This window comes from Veillonella dispar, from assembly GCF_900637515.1.
Classification (GTDB): Bacteria; Bacillota; Negativicutes; order Veillonellales; family Veillonellaceae; genus Veillonella; species Veillonella dispar.
Genome location: NZ_LR134375.1, coordinates 1957216 through 1973192 on the forward strand (window position 1 = coordinate 1957216; position 15977 = coordinate 1973192).

The window sequence follows — 15977 nt, forward strand, 5'->3', positions numbered from 1 at the left end:
TATTATGAAGCGCTTAATTATTAAGCATTTAATTTTTAGCCTATGAATTGTTGCCATAATGGCATATATACATATTCGAGGAAGGTCCATACAACGAGCCCTGCAATAGCACCAACAATGGCACCATTGATACGGATCCAGCTGAGGTCATCCTCTACCTTAGATTCGATAAAGTAAATAAACTTATCTGTGCTAAGGCCGCCTAGAACCTGGCGTATGATGGTTTCAATAAGATCATAGCCCTGTTCAAGCACATATATACCAATATTGTGCAATGTATCTTCTATACGGTTTCTCAAATCTTCGGATTGGCCATATACAGTCCACAATTCAAGAGCAATATTCACGAGAACTTGTGCAGGTGTTTCCCCATTTTCATCCCCTACAAGTAATAATTCCTCTACATAAGGGCATAAATGGTTTTCAATGACAGATTCCCAATCTTGTTCACGAATCCAACGTTCCCACGCTTCATCGAGAGCATCACAAACCTCGCGGTTCTCTTCTATGTGGCGAATTGGGTCTACCCATTGGCGCAGCCATGCAGTCCGTTCCGGACTATTTGGGCGCTTCCAATTTTCAAGCATAGCATAGGCCTCTTGAACGATAGCCTGTGCCAGTTCATGGTAGTTCACCACATCGGTCGCTTCAGACATAGAGATGAGGAAATCAGACCAGAAGCCTTTTCGCTTTTTCTTATGCGCCTCTTCTGCTACAACCGCTGTAAGCCACGTAACCATAGCTGGATGGTTAATACGTTCTTGAATTACATTCAATACCTGTACAACCATACCTTCATAACGATTATGTTCACATAAGTCGAGCAACACATGTTTCAAAACCGGTACAAGAGAATGTTTTTGAAGCAATCCACGGATGCGTTTTGCCCCCCATTGTGCCCATTCCTCGTTCGTTTGAGACTTCCATAAGAGATGTAACCCTTGATGGATTACAAGGCGTGCTGCTCGTTGCCCTTCTGGAGATAGCAAGAATTTTTCAAACAATGGTACAAATTGAACATTGCTCAACAATACTTTACACCGTTCCTTCGTAAGCATCTTTGTCTCAACGAGCTTAATAACACCGTTGATGAGGCGATCCTTATTGCGAGGAATTAACGCTGTATGATACGGGAATCCTAGTGGCTTACGGAATAAAGCAGTTACGGCAAACCAGTCCGCCACACTGCCGATAAGTGCTGACTGCACCGCCCAATAAAGCGGCTGATACCAGCTTTCATGGCCATAGAAAAATTGACCTATGAAAACAAAACAGTACAATACAGCGGTCAAACCAAGGATGCCGTTAGCACGCTGCCGTAAGGTAAGGGATTTCAAATACTGAATCATTTGAGCACCCCCTCTACTAAAAGATATAAACCGTAGAATATACCGCCTAAAACAGCCCCTACGAGGGAACCATTGATACGAACCATTTGAAGGTCATAGTACATCTTGCCTCGTACAATTTGGGTGATTTCATCAGGGGAATATCGAGATAACTCTTGCCCTACCACCTTATCGATGAGAGGGTTTAATTTTTGTAACCACGGAATACTGCGTAACAAGAAAAATCGTTCAAACGGTGCTTGCTTGTCTGGGTTCAGCAAAATCTCTGTACCGAGCACATTAAAGCGGCCGATAACGATGTCCATGAGACGTTTCCAGTCCACAGTATCACCATCGATGAGCTTGCCTTCCCATTCTTCGAGAACCATCTTGATCCATTGATCCTTATGCTCTTCGATGAAAGCTTGCCACTCTGCATTGGTTTCCAAATTATTGAAGAAGCGAATGGCTTGGCCCCATACGTAACGACCTAAATCAGAGTCGATGGACTCATTATCCTTAAGGAATTGAACAGCCTTTTTCTGTACTGTTTCTACCAATCGTTCTGGTGAAAGCCCATCCCCGCCAAAGGCAATAGCCAATTCACGAAAGAAGGAATCCTTCGTATAGGTTTTCATAATGTCTAACATTACGCGGTACAAATACGGATATACCTGATTTGATGCAATGACGCGCTGACAAGTACGATTAAAGTAAAGCCAGAAAATGCTAGCCGTATGGCGTTCTAGCATACATCGGCCAAACAAGATAACGAGCGGTGTCGCCTTCCAGTTTGTAACGCCTTTATATATGGCTTTATTGATTTCCTGACGCATCGGTTCAATGTCCATATGGGATAAGACCTGATTGCCTACACCGTACAAAATATCCCGCATTTGGTCTTGTCCTACATCGCTCATGCCATATTCAATAATGCGGACCATAACCCGTTCTTTTTTGATGGCATAGTACATTTGAGGCACGCGCAATAGTTCTTCACTGAGCATAGTGCGCCCCATTTGTATAAGACGTTCCTTACTGCGTGGTAAGATAGCAGTCTTAAAAGGTATCCCCAAAGGTTTTGTAAAGAGCGCCGTCACCGCATACCAATCCGCCAAGCCACCGATCATAGCGGCCCCAGATACGTGCATGATAAATGCCCAAAACATATCTTGCCGTTGTGGATATGAAATTAAAAATATAATAGCCATGACAACCAATAGGGTGGTTGCCACTGGTTTAGTTTTCATCATCACTTGATCCTAACTTACTGAATTACGTATATAGACTCTCCCCATATAACGTAGTGACCATAGAGGCCACGAACTTTCACGGACTACAACAACTTGTGAAAGTATATTTAATATGTGTATCAATCATCTGCTAGAGCATCCGATTAACACTTTAGTTAAAATGTGCATTCATCGCCTTCTTTTTGAGGTTCCCATACAGGGACATCGCCGAAGAGAGCTTTAAAATACACAGATGGTGTCCATAGTGGTCCATTTAGATGCATCGGAATAAAAGCTTTTTTCACCTCTACACGGCGCAAAAACTCAATGGCGCCCCACTCCATAGCGTCTTCCAAACGATTATCTACAGGGAACATCGCTACATCGACAGATAAACCATCCAATTCTTTGAACTCACGCCACGCCATGCGCTTTGCATCAGCATTATTCTCTGGCGTGTCACCAAGCCAATGCCACCAATTGAGGTCACCTGCGTGGAAGATAGAATCAGAATCGATGTTAGCAGTATTTGTCTTTACGTAGAAAGAACCGCCTTCATCGGTACTACCATACATATGAATGCCTACATCATCTAATGTAGCATCATGACCTGGACGCATGGTAATGCATTTCTTTACCTTGCCTTCTAAGGGCACATCTTGATGGCAAATGTAGCGCGTTTGAGGACCATCAAACTCTGTAATGGATGGATTAAAATGATCCGCATGAACATGGCTTACAAAGAACCAAAGCTCACGACCACGCTTTGCTAATTGCCAAACAATATTGTTAGGATCTTTATAATAATCAAACACATAGCAACGCTTACCGTCGTCTACAAGAAAGCCACTATGCGCTAAAAAAGTAACATTTAACATTATTATCAATACCTCTCATTTATTGAGAATTTATATCATTCGTATTGTTTATTATACCATATTTTTCTTAATACATGGCACAAACAAATGGCTATTTATATCATATATAAGGGCAGAAATGCCGCTGTCGCTTCTTAAATGCGGCCAGCGGCTTTCATATAGTCGATATATTGGTTCCCCCATTTTTCAAGAGATGCGAGAACCGCTTTAAACTCTGCCCCACTTCGGTAAGGCTATATTCTACCTTAGGTGGAATAGTACCATATACTTCACGATGAACTAAACCGTCATCCTCCATTTGTCGCAGAGCTCTAGTAAGAGTGGCTTGCGTAATTGGATATAAGCGGCGCTCTAACTCACGGAAGCGCACAGGACCTTCAGATAATTCGTGCATGATCAATAAAGACCATTTGCCGGCTAATAACTTTTGGCTCGTTGCATAGGGACAGCGGCCCACTAAATCATGAACATTTACGAGTTGCTCTGCCATGGTGATTCTCCTTTTCGCTCTAATATAATTCAAATGTTATCACATATTTTTACTATTTCAAGCATTTTATGGTATCTTTTTTTAGGGTACAAATATTTATGTTCGCTAATATTACTATATACACAAAAGAACCGCTAGTTACAAAACTAGCGGTTCTTTTCTTTACCATACTAAGTACGCTACTAAACGAACACTTTTAAGAAGCAAGAGATATTATAAATCAATGTCACTTATTCCCTAAAATTTAGTCGTCTGCCAAAATCATAATAATGTTTTAATAAAAGATTCCATTTCCATCGGTTTTACAACAGGCTCAAAGCGCCCTACCACATTACCTTTACGATCTATAACAAACTTAGTAAAGTTCCACTTTACCTCATCGTCCTTTAGATAGTTAGGATCAATGCCATTGAGATAGTCTGTAAGCATTTCTGTCTTATCACTAGGCGGGAACCCTTTAAATGGTTGCTCTTTAATCATATATTTGAATAAATCCAAGGCACTTTCATCACGCACATCAGATTTACCCATCACAGTAAAAGTAACCCCATAATTTACCTTGCAAAAGGATTGAATTTCGGTATTAGAACCAGGCTCTTCCTCGCCAAACTGGTTGGAAGGGACCGCAATAATTTCTAAACCTTGTTCGTTGTATTTCTTATAAAGAGCCTCTAACCCCTCATATTGGTGAGTAAATCCACACTTACTTGCCGTATTAACAACAATAAGAACTTTGCCTTCAAAATTTTGTAGCGATTGCAATTCACCAGACTTATTAGGCAGAGAAAATTGATATACAGACATAGTAACTCCTAACTTTCACAATAAAACTAATATTATATTAATAATGTTTTTACATCGTAATTAAATTTAGCTGTAGTCTCAGCCGCAGTTTTTTGCCACTCTGTAGGTGCTGTACCGTCTTTTTCTAGGAAGAATCCAGAGTCAAGGTAACGAATGATGATATAGTTGGAGTCCTTTTGATCAAAGCCATTACCACGACTAAAATCGATACCATGACCTGTATTGCGCGTTACGATGGCTTCTAATAATGGCAGGGTAATGGCATTCAACGTGATTTTCATATCACATTTGTCGAAAATCTTTTTGAAGAAGGAGCTAGGTTTTTCTTCCTTATAGACTAACAATTTGCTAATCGTACCATTAGAGGCACATACTACGCGGCGAATTTCATTAATAGGGATATCTACCTTACCATTTGAGATAACACCATTTTTAATGGTAATTTCTCGTTTTCCCATGTAGGAGTAATCAAGTGGCAATTGAAGGGTATCTAAATTTGCAGGAAAATCCGCTGTCAATTTATGGCGAGCAAAGGCAGCAATGATTGCTTTTGTTTCACGAATATTATGACCAGCATTAGATCCTTTACGGTCAGTGTCTAAATCTTGACCTTCTATGTTTTTCCAATTATGGTCTCTAAATATAATCGAATAGTTACTATTTGAATTTAAATATCTTGTAAGATATAGCTCATTTACGTCATCAAAATCAATATCAGTCGTAACAGTACCATTTGCATCTTTACAGAGTACACCATTGTAACTAATTGTTAACGTACGATCATTACTTTCAAAAACAACAGGATTTGTGTCGAATACAGAAATCATAGCCCTCTCCTTTTCACGACTCCAAACAGAATAATACTTGTATGTATCAAGTGCATTTACGTAATACATTGATTAAGTACATTAATCAACTTTATTTAACCTAATCATACACCTTCTATATAGATTTATACAAACAAAAAAGCTGATTCCGAAGAATCAGCTTTTTCTATTTCATTGAAATATTTCAAATGAAGTTGTAGTTGAAATTAGATGCTTTCAACAGCAGCGATAGCAGCAACGTCTACAACGTCTTGAGCAGAGCAGCCACGGGAAAGGTCATGAACTGGTTTAGCCAAACCTTGAATCAATGGGCCAAGAGCGTCAGCGCCGGAGAAGCGTTGTACCAATTTGTAACCGATGTTAGCAGCTTGAAGATCAGGGAAGATCAAGATGTTAGCTTTACCAGCTACGTCGGAGCCAGGAGCTTTCTTTTCTGCTACGGAAGGAACGATGGAAGCGTCCAATTGTAATTCGCCGTCGAATTTGAAGTCAACATTGCGTTCTTTCAAGATGTTAACAGCTTCTACTACTTTGTCTACTTCTGGAGTGGAAGCGGAACCTTTAGTGGAGAAGGACAACATGGATACGCGAGGGTCAGCCATGCCAACAACTTTGCGAGCTTTTTCTACAGTGGATTCTGCGATATCAGCCAATTGTTCGCTAGTTGGGTTAGGCAATACGCCGCAGTCGGAGAATACGAGCATACCGTCGTCGCCATATTCTTTTTTGCTTGTGAACATGAACATAGAAGAAGATACTGTTTTAAGACCTGGTTTAGTACCTACAACTTGTAATGCAGCACGCAATACGTTTGCAGTTGGGCAACCGGAACCAGCAACCATGCCATCTACTGCGCCAAGACGAACGAGCATAGCGCCGAAGAATAAGCAGTCACCTTTCATAGTTGCGTCAGCTTTTTCAGGAGTCATGCCTTTTTTAGCGCGCAATTCTACGAATGTATCAACCATTTCTTGGTAACGATCGTAGTTAGCTGGATCGATGATTTCAGCACCTTCGATGGACACGTCAACAGCTTTAGCAGCTTCAGCGATTTCTGCAGGGTTACCAACGAGTACAGGTGTTACGAAACCTTCTTTCAAAATGATTTCAGTTGCTTTCAATACGCGTTCATCTTTGTATTCTGGCAACACAATTTTTTTACCTAATGGTTTTACTTGGTCTTTTAATTTTTGAATTAAATCCACGATTTTTGCCTCCTTAACATTGGCTTATGCCATATCAATACTATTATTATAGCAAGTTAACAGCTCTCTAACAACCATTCTAAAACATTTCGTTGTTGAATTCCGTCATAATTTGCATTTTTATTTAATTCATCCAAGGTGAGCAAAAACTTAGGATATTGATCTTGTACAGCCTCAAGAGGCGCAAGTTCACGGCTTAATGTATTAGGATCTAGTACAGTTTCACTTACTTGATAATATTCTGGAACACCTGCTTTTTGTGCCACAAAATCAATTTCGCCCTTAGCTAATTGGCCTACATATACTGTATAGCCACGACGGATGAGTTCAAGAAAAACAATATTCTCTAAAATATGGCCCGCATCACGACTAGCATTTCCCACTAATAAATTGCGCAATGTTACATCTACACTATAATACTTTGCATTAATGCGTAGCAATTCTTTTCCACGCACATCATAACGATTTACCTTATACAGCAATAAGCTATCCTGTAAGCCTTGCAAATAACGTTCTACTATTTTGTTGTCAATTTTACGACCAGCACTAACAAGAGAGTTAGCTATTTTATTGGGTGAAAGTAGGCTTCCCACATTGGCCATAATATATCGCACCATATCTTGTAAAATGGTAACATCATTTATCTTTAATCGAGCTACAACATCATGTAATAACAATGTATTGTATAAACCGCGTAGATATTCCTGAATATCAAAATCTTCGCCTCCTAATTGCTGAGTATAAGGGAATGAACTTTCACGAAGATAAGACTCATACGCAGGAATTAAAGAATATTGATTACCATCATATTTACTATGGTAGAACTCCCTAAAGGATAGTGGTAACATCTGAATTTCTACATACCGTCCAGTCAATAATGTAGCGATATCAGAAGACATAAAATATGCATTGGAGCCCGTAATATATAAATCTGTATTTTCTTTTACAAACAGGCTATCTACGACACGATGAAATTGATCTACATGTTGAATTTCATCAAGAAAAATATAGTTCATTTCATCAGGCTGCATGCGTTCTAAAATATATTGATACAACGCATGGTAATCTCGCAAATGCTCGTATTCCAATTCTTCAAAATTAATGGAAATAATCTGTTCAGGCTTCACATTATCTGCCAATAGCTCATCTTTAAACAGCCTAAACAATGTAGATTTACCACAACGACGTATTCCAGAAACAACCTTAATAATAGGCCGCTCTCGATTACGCCGTAAAAAATCTAGATATCCTTGGCGCTGAATTAATTTCATAAGGGCCTCCGCATCTATGTATTTTCTCATAGATGGAACCCACTTATTAGTAGTATTAGATATCATACTAGCCACCTAATAAATTTGGATTCCATTCCAACTTTATATTAATTTTATCATAAAGTTGGATTTCATTCCAAAGTTTTATTATTTAGTACTCAAATATGGATTCTATTCCAATATTTTACATCAAAAACAATCTATACTATCGGTATCATTTTTGGCCTAAAAAAACGCTCTCCATTTGTTGAATAACCACAATATAAAACAGTACAATATTAGTAACAGAAATACTTTATATTACTTATAAAGTAAGTTTTACCTTATATAAACTAAAAAAATATGGTTTGCCTCACTAGTTTATATGTAATATCGGAGGACTCATGGCCAATACAGAAACGACAATCAACGCAGTTATCAATCCCCAAATCAATGATGCTCCCATCGATATAGAGAAAACGATTAAAGCTTTAGAGCACAATAATTTCGTAGTTCATTATTTTGAAACAGGCACTGAGGCTGTTAATTATTTACAATCTCGCATTCAAAATAAACGAGTGGCTATCGGCGATTCCCGCACCTTATTAGAGCTCAAGGTTCATGATGCTTTATCCAAGGTCAACGACGACATAACAGATATCCAACGACCTCTCCCTGGTGAAAGTTTCCGCGACACTGCATTACGCACCATGGGCCGTGATGTATTTCTCACATCTGTAAATGCATTGTCTCAAACGGGTGAGATGGTCAATATCGATGGCACAGGCAATCGTGTAGCAGCTTCTTTATTTGGTTCCCAAGAGGTGTTCTTTGTGCTAGGGATTAATAAGATTACCCCTGACTTAGCGTCCGCTATTTATCGAGCACGGAATGTAGCAGCTCCATTGAACAGTAAAAAGAATAAGAAAAGCTCCCTCAATCCTTGTGCCAAATTAGAAGAAAAGTGTTATGACTGTGGTTCTCCGGATCGCATTTGCAACGCCTTAACAATCTACTACAAAAAGATGCGCAATATGCAAACCATGGAGATTATTATCATCAATGAATCCTTAGGGTTCTAATGGTTTGTGGCCCATTTAGAAAGTCTTGTACGCTCATCTGCCCTAATCCAGATACAACTCTATAAATAGTAGACCATCGAGGGTCGATAGCACCACTTTCAAGATCACTAATATAAGATTGGGCTAGACCTGACTTATCTGCCAACTGATACTGCGTCATGCCCAATTGTCTACGCCAAAGTAAAATTAATACGCCTAGTTTGTGAACCTCTTGTCGAATCTGTATATCACGACAACATAGAATAGAATTCATAGCAACCTCTATCTACTTTCACACTCAACACATGGTTATGCCTTTACTATACTGATTTCGTAGGTGCACTGCCTAGTAGCAGTTGAAAAGTAATAACACAAAAGCCTTACTAAAAACTAATGTATCAATTAGTTCTAGTAAGGCTTTTTTCTATGCATATTACGTTCTGTATGTTTTCAACAATTCGTGTAATTATTGTATATATAGAGATAATTAGTACTAAACATGTACTATATTACACCAATCAGCATAGATAATATCTAGATTTGTATAGTTTCTATACATTATCCATTCATTATGAATACACTTGAATAGTAATGTTGCCATATCATTACTAGATATAGGATTATTGGTTAGCACTTTCTTGAGCTTTTTTGATTTCCATGTATTTAACCATGCCATCCACAGCTTTTTTAGCTTCGCGCATTGCCAATACTACAGTAGCCGGTTTATGTACAACGTCACCACCAGCGAAGACGCCGTCACGGTTAGTCATACCATATGGATCTTCAGATGTAATGATGTAGCCTTTTTCGTCTACTTTTAGGTTATTACCTTCGCCGATAAGACGAGCATTTGGTTTATGACCAGCAGCGATGATGATTTTATCTACAGGCATAACTTGGAACTTACCAGTACCGTGGATGCCTGCGCCATCTTCGTTAAGAGCCATCACTTCGTATTTGAAGCCTTCTACCTTGTCTTTACCTTCTACGCCTACTGGAGAAGCGAACCATTGGAATTGAACGCCTTCAGCACGAGCTTCTTCGTATTCAGACAACAATGCTGGCATTTGTTCTTGGCTACGACGGTATGCTACAGTAACAGATTCACAGCCTAAACGTACGCATGTACGAGCCGCATCCATCGCTACGTTACCACCACCGATGATAATTACGCGATCACCTTTTTTAACAGGGATTTGAGCTTCATCAAGCTCGCCATTATCTACCAATTGTACATTCGTCAACAAGTACATTGCTTGGAATACACCATGCACTTCATCATTTTCCATGCGTACTTCTTGAGGAATATGTGTACCAGTACCGATAAAGATAGAGTCAAAACCTTCCGCGAAGAGTTCATCCAATGTTTTATCTTGACCGATAAATGTATTACATACGAATTTAACGCCTAAACCTTCAAGACGCGCGATTTCACGACGTACAACGGATTTAGACAAACGGAATTCTGGAATACCGAATAAAAGTACGCCACCTGGTTCAGATTGACCTTCAAATACAGTTACATCGTAGCCAAGTTTAGCGATGTCGCCTGCTACGGACAAGCCTGCAGGGCCAGAACCTACAACGGCAACCTTACCAAGATCTTGTTTAATCTTCTTAGGTTTACGAAGTTCATTGATGCTTTCAAAATCAGCAGCAAAGCGTTCCAATTTACCGATGTTAATAGGCGGTTTTTTCGCCTTGTTCATGATACAGTTACCTTCACATTGGTTTTCGCGCGGACATACGCGGCCACAAATGGATGGCAAGTTTGTACGTTCTGCCAAGATATCATTGGCTAAACCAAAGTTACCGTGCGCGATAGCTTGGATGAAACGAGGGATTTCGTTTTCAATAGGGCAACCCATACGGCACAATGGTTTTGGACAATTTAGACAACGTTTCGCCTCAGCGAGCGCTTCCTCCATTGTATAATCCGCATCAAAATGTAGTGGTTTTAATTCGTTACTCATGGCACATGCCTCCTAACAAGGATCCAGTACTATACTTATACAGCGTTGCATGTACCTGAACAATCCGATGAGCCCTCTCACATAGGGATGTCGCCACATGCTGCTAAGATTTATCTTTTGTAACCATTCGATAGACGTGTGGTCACTGGTCAGACACACACTATTCTATAGTATATTCTAAATTGTGAAAGTCCCAACAGTCAAGCAAATAAAGCACCTTTTGTATACGAATATAGCCCCTATTCATGCAAGGATTGCATAGAAACGAAAAATATGGTAACAGTGATTTTTAAGTGTATATTTACATATATATCTATGCATGTATACTGATAATAGACAGAATAATTGATTTGCACCACATTAACATACACTCATAGATGTTGGTGACACCGAACTGATATATAATTACACAAGATTTCTTATGAATCTAGCAGAATGTAAGAGGTTCACCATGAACACCATAGAATTTACTAAAACATACTATATCGATCGCCGCGGTTCTCATTCCCGCAAATGGGATGGCGAGCATTTAAAATTCAGCCGCACTGACTTATTACCACTATGGGTGGCCGATATGGACTTTATGCCTCCTCAGTGCATTCAAGAAGCCATTTGTAGCTATGTGAAAGCTAACCCTCTAGGTTACACCATGACAAATCCGGATTATATAGAGGCAGTTATGAGCTGGTACAAACGCCGGCATAACTGTAGTCTTAAGCAAGAATGGCTCACCAGTGCGCCCAATGTCATTACAGGGATTATGTGGTGTATTGGGGCTTTTACCAAAACCAATGATGCCATCGCCGTTCTAAGTCCTGTATATGGCGCCTTTGATACAAGTGCCAGCGATGCCCAACGTCAAATTATCGCTGTTCCTATGAATCGCACCGAAGATAATCGCTACTCCGTAGATTACGATGCCTTTGAAAGAGCTATTTCCGAACACGATGTTAAATTGTTCATTCACTGCAATCCGCACAATCCTGTAGGCCACGTATGGACAGAACAGGAAATGGATCGATTATTCAGAATCTGCCAACGGCACCATGTGCTCATTATAAGTGATGAAATCCATCAAGACCTGATTACGGGACCAACGGCCTTTACATCTGCCTTGACGGTAAGCAATGGGGCCTATGCGGATAACATTATTGCAATGTCCTCCCTCTCGAAGTCGTTCAATATGGCTAGCTTGCACCACGCAGAGGTTATCATTCCTAACGAACAACTGCGAAGCCAATTCAACGCCTATAAAGCGCATGTATACCATACGGACTCCGACGTTATTGCCGAAACGGCTATCACTGCAGCCTACACACATCCAGAGGCAGAGGCATGGCTCACAGATGTACTAGCTGTTATACGTGAAAATTATGAATATCTGTGCCGAGAGCTTTGTACGGCATTACCACAAATCCGCATCAGCCCTATGGACGGCACCTATTTAGCATGGATTGATTTTGGTGCCTATGTAAAGGCGGAAAATATGCATGACCTATTTGAAAATAAATGCCGCATCGCACCAAGCTTTGGCGAATGGTTTGGAGGCAAAAACTACACTACCTTTGTACGCCTAAACTTGGCTACTAGCCTTGAAAATATCAGGACTGCTACCCATAATATTATCAAGTACGTACACCCTTAATGGGTACCTCTTATCAAAAAATACATTAATTCAGGAAATACATTAATCATATTAGAGAATTCATTTCGTCCAAATAAAAGAGGCTGCTCTAGCATCATTCAATGTTAGAGCAGCCTTTTGTATCAAAGTTTCACTGTATCACACAACTAGTATTACACTAGTTTTTATTTAATTCTAGCGAAATGTTCCTTTGCAAATTGCATGTCTTGTACGAGTTCTAATGTACCAATATAGTTATTGTTTTGATCGCGTACAGCCATGTAGTTTACATAGAATGGACGACCTTGTTTTTCAAGCCATACTGCCACATTATCGCGGTCACCTTTACGGAAGGAATCGATAATGCCGCGTACAATTGGTTCAACCTTTGGTGGATGGCAGGAGTACACATCACGACCGATAGCTGTAGTAGGACGTTTGAATACCTTTTCACCATCATTGAAGTAACGGTTGATATCTTCATGGTCAACGAAGGTTACTTCCATTGGCATTGTATTGAGCATAGCATCGAGTTGATCTACAGTTAGCGTACCACCAATTAAACCAATAGCATTGTCATCACCACTTGATTTTGAAGTTTGTGTAGCTAATGCTGCATCAGCCTCTGGCCATGCAATGCGTTTTACGCCAAAGATTTCTTCATACTGTGCTGTATCTTTGTAGATTTGGTACCATTCTTCTTTACTGAAGTTTTCTGCACAGATTGGGAACAAGATATTTTGTTCTTTGTAGATCATTTCTTGAGCACGTGTAAGAAGCTCATCAAAACGTCTATACCAATCATCTACACTTTGACTAGATTTTGCTAAGTCCCCTAGTTGGTCGCGGATATCGCCATCAACAGTCCACATAACCATGGATGGACCACCGATTGCATAATCCACCTTCAATTTTGGATATAATAAGTCGCCTTTTTTAGCATAATGAACAGATACTTGGCGCACTGTATTTACATCATCAATAGTGGCTGTTTTATCTGCCACTTTAGGGCGAATAGATTCAATCAATGCATCGAGAGCTTTATTTTCCTCTGTTAATTGGTTGAGTGGATGACCTACAGTCTCTACCAAAGTCACTACACTCTTGCTCTTTTCTTGAGCTTCTAGGACAGCCTCTACCTTAGCATGTTCAGCATCCATTTGTTCATGAATGGTAGAACCATGGAACAATGCAGAGTGAAGGTCACATAATTGTTGTACCTCTTCTAAAGGTGTACCTTCGCGCATAAGCCCTTGTTCGGCTTTCATGATTTCGCTAGCTTCAACATGCTTGAATTGGCTCGCAAAATCTTCACGAACAGAACCAAGCTCTTCGCCTGTGCCCAAACGTTTCAAGAAACCTTTCAATTGTTCTACACGTTCGCTATCTGTAACAGTGTCATCTTCATTAGTTTCTGTATTTTGGCTAGCTTTAGGCTCCTCTACTTGAGCAGCCACAGTCTCTACAGGAGCATCTTTAGCAGATGCTGCTTCATCACCGTGTAGATTTGGCATTTCACCTTCCAAGGTAAAACCAGCTTTCATGAATGCGCTCACGATATCGATCATGGATACGCCCTTCATTTTAGCCCCTTTAGGAATGGTCATGATTTTACCAACAGAGTTCAACATCACCTTATTTGTGATTTCACTGAACCCTAAGCTTTTCATAATCTCTGTTACTTCAGGATATTCTGTTACCAAATCATATACGGATTTGGACAAATCTAATTTCTTTTCCATTTTGATCCCCTCGTGTCAAAAATATTGTTTATTACATATGTGAGTAATCCTCTATACGTCTTCGTATACAAGGCAATTTACATTCTGAAAGGTTTATCTAAAATAACCTATGACACTATGATAAACGATATCGATTGGAAAATCTGTATCCATGGCTATACTTTTGAAAGATATTTCCAAAATATCGAAATTTCATATAAAAATAACGGATAGCTAAGCATTCAAAGTCATCTAATCATTTAGAACGCTTTGAACCAACTATCCGTTATCTATTAAATATATATCTAGTTTTTAGAGAGATGAAAGTTCTGAGAGATTTATTAGTTTTGTTTCAATGCTTTTTCGTAGTTTTCAGAAACTTTGTCCCAATTAATAACGCGGAAGAATTCCTTGATATAGTCTGGGCGACGGTTTTGGTAATGCAAGTAATATGCATGTTCCCAAACATCTAAGCAAAGGATTGCTGTTTTACCTTCTAGTAGAGGGTTATCTTGGTTTGCAGTAGATGTCACTTCTAGTTTGCCATCTTTGTTTACCACAAGCCATGCCCAACCAGAGCCAAAGCGTGTTGCTGCTGCAGCGGAGAAGCTTTCAACAAAATCATCATAACCACCAAGATCAGCGTCGATAGCCTCTTTCAAAGGACCTTGCAATTTGGAAGTGTCTGGTTTTGTCATGGTGCAATTTCATTGTTTCTGCGTCGATAACAGGCTCAAGATAATCATAAGCATATGGTAATGGTGCGAGTTCGAAAGGTTTCATAATAGTCCTCCTTAAATATAGGGCGCGAACGATAGTAAATACTATATCGTTCTTGTGAAAGCGTTTCGATACACCTGCATCGGTATTGTTTTTAATTGATATAAATTATCATTCTTTATTTATTGTACATTTTATATAGAAAATCGTCAATATATTTCCCATAGAAAAGGCTATAGGATTTCCTATAGCCTTTGAGTTCGTTTACCAATATAAAGCACTCTAATATAGCTAGAACACGATAACTACTCAACAATACATTGGCACATTTTCATTGTTGTTAATGCTGCTTGGTGAGATTCTTCTGTCACACCTGCACAGCAGCTAGAATCTACGTAAACAGGAATTTCTGGTAAGCCAGCTTTCAGTATAATCGCATTAGACACAACGCAAATATCAGTGCATAAACCAACGAGCGTAATAGACTCAATAGGATTTACCAAGTTCATCCCTTCCAAACGAGATAATAGTTCAAAGGATCCGAAGTTTGGCTTGTCTATAAAGGATACAGGGCTCATGATAGGACGACCTTCTGCTGCTTCGATTAAGCCCGGCACAATATGCCAACCCTCTGTATTCTTCACGCAATGTGTGACAGGCAAGAACTTACCCTCTTGGCTTTCAAGATAATCAGTATCATGCGTATCGCGTGTAAATATGATAGGCCCGTCAAAGTTCTCAATTTTGTTGCGCACATTATCTACGATTAACTGCGCTTGCGCTGAACCAAGGGCGCCATCTACGAAATCTTTTTGCATATCGATAACAACTAGAACCTTTTGCATAGTTCCTCCTGTATATAGT

The 15977-nt window shown here is 39.6% G+C and carries 14 protein-coding genes and 2 pseudogenes; 2 read left to right on the top strand and 14 right to left on the bottom strand.

Annotated elements, in window-relative coordinates:
• Positions 1-35: 35 nt before the first annotated feature.
• The 8 genes and pseudogenes from EL171_RS09190 to EL171_RS09225 all read right to left on the bottom strand — a co-directional run bounded on the left by EL171_RS09190 (position 36) and on the right by EL171_RS09225 (position 8035).
• On the bottom strand, positions 36-1349 hold the full coding sequence (locus EL171_RS09190) for a DUF445 domain-containing protein (RefSeq protein ID WP_005385083.1): 1314 nt from the start codon (positions 1347-1349) through the stop codon (positions 36-38).
• Positions 1346-2581 (bottom strand): DUF445 family protein, encoded by a 1236-nt coding sequence (locus EL171_RS09195; RefSeq protein WP_039968864.1) that lies wholly within the window; start codon positions 2579-2581, stop codon positions 1346-1348. The genes EL171_RS09190 and EL171_RS09195 overlap by 4 nt, the downstream gene beginning before the upstream one ends.
• Positions 2582-2736: 155 nt before the next feature.
• Entirely contained in the window at positions 2737-3438 is a 702-nt protein-coding gene (locus EL171_RS09200; protein WP_005385079.1) for an MBL fold metallo-hydrolase, read from the bottom strand.
• A gap of 134 nt (positions 3439-3572) precedes the next feature.
• A pseudogene (locus EL171_RS09205) lies at positions 3573-3928 on the bottom strand (winged helix-turn-helix transcriptional regulator).
• A 261-nt stretch (positions 3929-4189) separates the two neighbouring features.
• Positions 4190-4732, bottom strand: coding sequence for a glutathione peroxidase (locus EL171_RS09210; protein ID WP_005385076.1), 543 nt, complete (start codon positions 4730-4732; stop codon positions 4190-4192).
• 32 nt (positions 4733-4764) lie between these two features.
• Positions 4765-5559: a hypothetical protein gene (locus tag EL171_RS09215; RefSeq protein WP_039968862.1), complete on the bottom strand. Its 795-nt coding sequence runs from the start codon at positions 5557-5559 to the stop codon at positions 4765-4767.
• 206 nt (positions 5560-5765) lie between these two features.
• Positions 5766-6764, bottom strand: a complete 999-nt coding sequence (pta, locus tag EL171_RS09220; protein ID WP_005385072.1) for a phosphate acetyltransferase — start codon at positions 6762-6764, stop codon at positions 5766-5768.
• 56 nt (positions 6765-6820) lie between these two features.
• A complete protein-coding gene (locus EL171_RS09225) occupies positions 6821-8035 on the bottom strand; it encodes an ATP-binding protein (protein WP_039969295.1) in 1215 nt (404 codons plus the stop codon).
• Positions 8036-8418: 383 nt separating this feature from the next.
• On the opposite strand from EL171_RS09225, the gene EL171_RS09230 reads away from it, so the two are divergent.
• The gene (locus tag EL171_RS09230) at positions 8419-9096 is read left to right on the top strand and encodes a lactate utilization protein (RefSeq protein WP_005385067.1); all 678 of its coding nucleotides are present in this window, start codon (positions 8419-8421) and stop codon (positions 9094-9096) included.
• Here the strand turns inward: EL171_RS09230 and EL171_RS09235 are convergent.
• Both EL171_RS09235 and EL171_RS09240 read right to left on the bottom strand, forming a co-directional pair.
• Entirely contained in the window at positions 9074-9349 is a 276-nt protein-coding gene (locus EL171_RS09235; protein ID WP_039968859.1) for a helix-turn-helix domain-containing protein, read from the bottom strand. The two genes, EL171_RS09230 and EL171_RS09235, sit on opposite strands and share 23 nt — an antisense overlap.
• Before the next feature lie 346 nt (positions 9350-9695).
• Positions 9696-11048: an NAD(P)-dependent oxidoreductase gene (locus tag EL171_RS09240; RefSeq protein ID WP_005385065.1), complete on the bottom strand. Its 1353-nt coding sequence runs from the start codon at positions 11046-11048 to the stop codon at positions 9696-9698.
• A gap of 451 nt (positions 11049-11499) precedes the next feature.
• On the opposite strand from EL171_RS09240, the gene EL171_RS09245 reads away from it, so the two are divergent.
• Positions 11500-12693 (top strand): MalY/PatB family protein, encoded by a 1194-nt coding sequence (locus tag EL171_RS09245; protein ID WP_039968857.1) that lies wholly within the window; start codon positions 11500-11502, stop codon positions 12691-12693.
• A 164-nt stretch (positions 12694-12857) separates the two neighbouring features.
• Here EL171_RS09245 and EL171_RS09250 read toward each other — a convergent pair whose 3' ends face one another.
• The 4 genes and pseudogenes from EL171_RS09250 to EL171_RS09260 all read right to left on the bottom strand — a co-directional run bounded on the left by EL171_RS09250 (position 12858) and on the right by EL171_RS09260 (position 15958).
• Positions 12858-14414 (bottom strand): DUF438 domain-containing protein, encoded by a 1557-nt coding sequence (locus EL171_RS09250; RefSeq protein WP_005385061.1) that lies wholly within the window; start codon positions 14412-14414, stop codon positions 12858-12860.
• Positions 14415-14734: 320 nt separating this feature from the next.
• Positions 14735-15091 (bottom strand): superoxide dismutase, encoded by a 357-nt coding sequence (locus tag EL171_RS09255; protein ID WP_005385060.1) that lies wholly within the window; start codon positions 15089-15091, stop codon positions 14735-14737.
• Positions 15087-15176: pseudogene (locus tag EL171_RS10100) on the bottom strand (superoxide dismutase); the annotation flags it as partial. The pseudogene EL171_RS10100 and the gene EL171_RS09255, both read right to left, overlap by 5 nt.
• A gap of 242 nt (positions 15177-15418) precedes the next feature.
• Positions 15419-15958, bottom strand: a complete 540-nt coding sequence (locus EL171_RS09260; RefSeq protein ID WP_005385058.1) for a cysteine hydrolase family protein — start codon at positions 15956-15958, stop codon at positions 15419-15421.
• Positions 15959-15977 lie beyond the last annotated feature (19 nt).

Coding starts and splice junctions, on each gene's coding strand:
- EL171_RS09190 (WP_005385083.1), bottom strand. CDS start 1,349: ATGATTCAGTATTTGAAATCCCTTACCTTACGGCAGCGTGCTAACGGC.
- EL171_RS09195 (WP_039968864.1), bottom strand. CDS start 2,581: ATGATGAAAACTAAACCAGTGGCAACCACCCTATTGGTTGTCATGGCT.
- EL171_RS09200 (WP_005385079.1), bottom strand. CDS start 3,438: ATGTTAAATGTTACTTTTTTAGCGCATAGTGGCTTTCTTGTAGACGAC.
- EL171_RS09210 (WP_005385076.1), bottom strand. CDS start 4,732: ATGTCTGTATATCAATTTTCTCTGCCTAATAAGTCTGGTGAATTGCAA.
- EL171_RS09215 (WP_039968862.1), bottom strand. CDS start 5,559: ATGATTTCTGTATTCGACACAAATCCTGTTGTTTTTGAAAGTAATGAT.
- EL171_RS09225 (WP_039969295.1), bottom strand. CDS start 8,035: ATGAAATTAATTCAGCGCCAAGGATATCTAGATTTTTTACGGCGTAAT.
- EL171_RS09230 (WP_005385067.1), top strand. CDS start 8,419: ATGGCCAATACAGAAACGACAATCAACGCAGTTATCAATCCCCAAATC.
- EL171_RS09235 (WP_039968859.1), bottom strand. CDS start 9,349: ATGAATTCTATTCTATGTTGTCGTGATATACAGATTCGACAAGAGGTT.
- EL171_RS09240 (WP_005385065.1), bottom strand. CDS start 11,048: ATGAGTAACGAATTAAAACCACTACATTTTGATGCGGATTATACAATG.
- EL171_RS09245 (WP_039968857.1), top strand. CDS start 11,500: ATGAACACCATAGAATTTACTAAAACATACTATATCGATCGCCGCGGT.
- EL171_RS09250 (WP_005385061.1), bottom strand. CDS start 14,414: ATGGAAAAGAAATTAGATTTGTCCAAATCCGTATATGATTTGGTAACA.
- EL171_RS09255 (WP_005385060.1), bottom strand. CDS start 15,091: ATGACAAAACCAGACACTTCCAAATTGCAAGGTCCTTTGAAAGAGGCT.
- EL171_RS09260 (WP_005385058.1), bottom strand. CDS start 15,958: ATGCAAAAGGTTCTAGTTGTTATCGATATGCAAAAAGATTTCGTAGAT.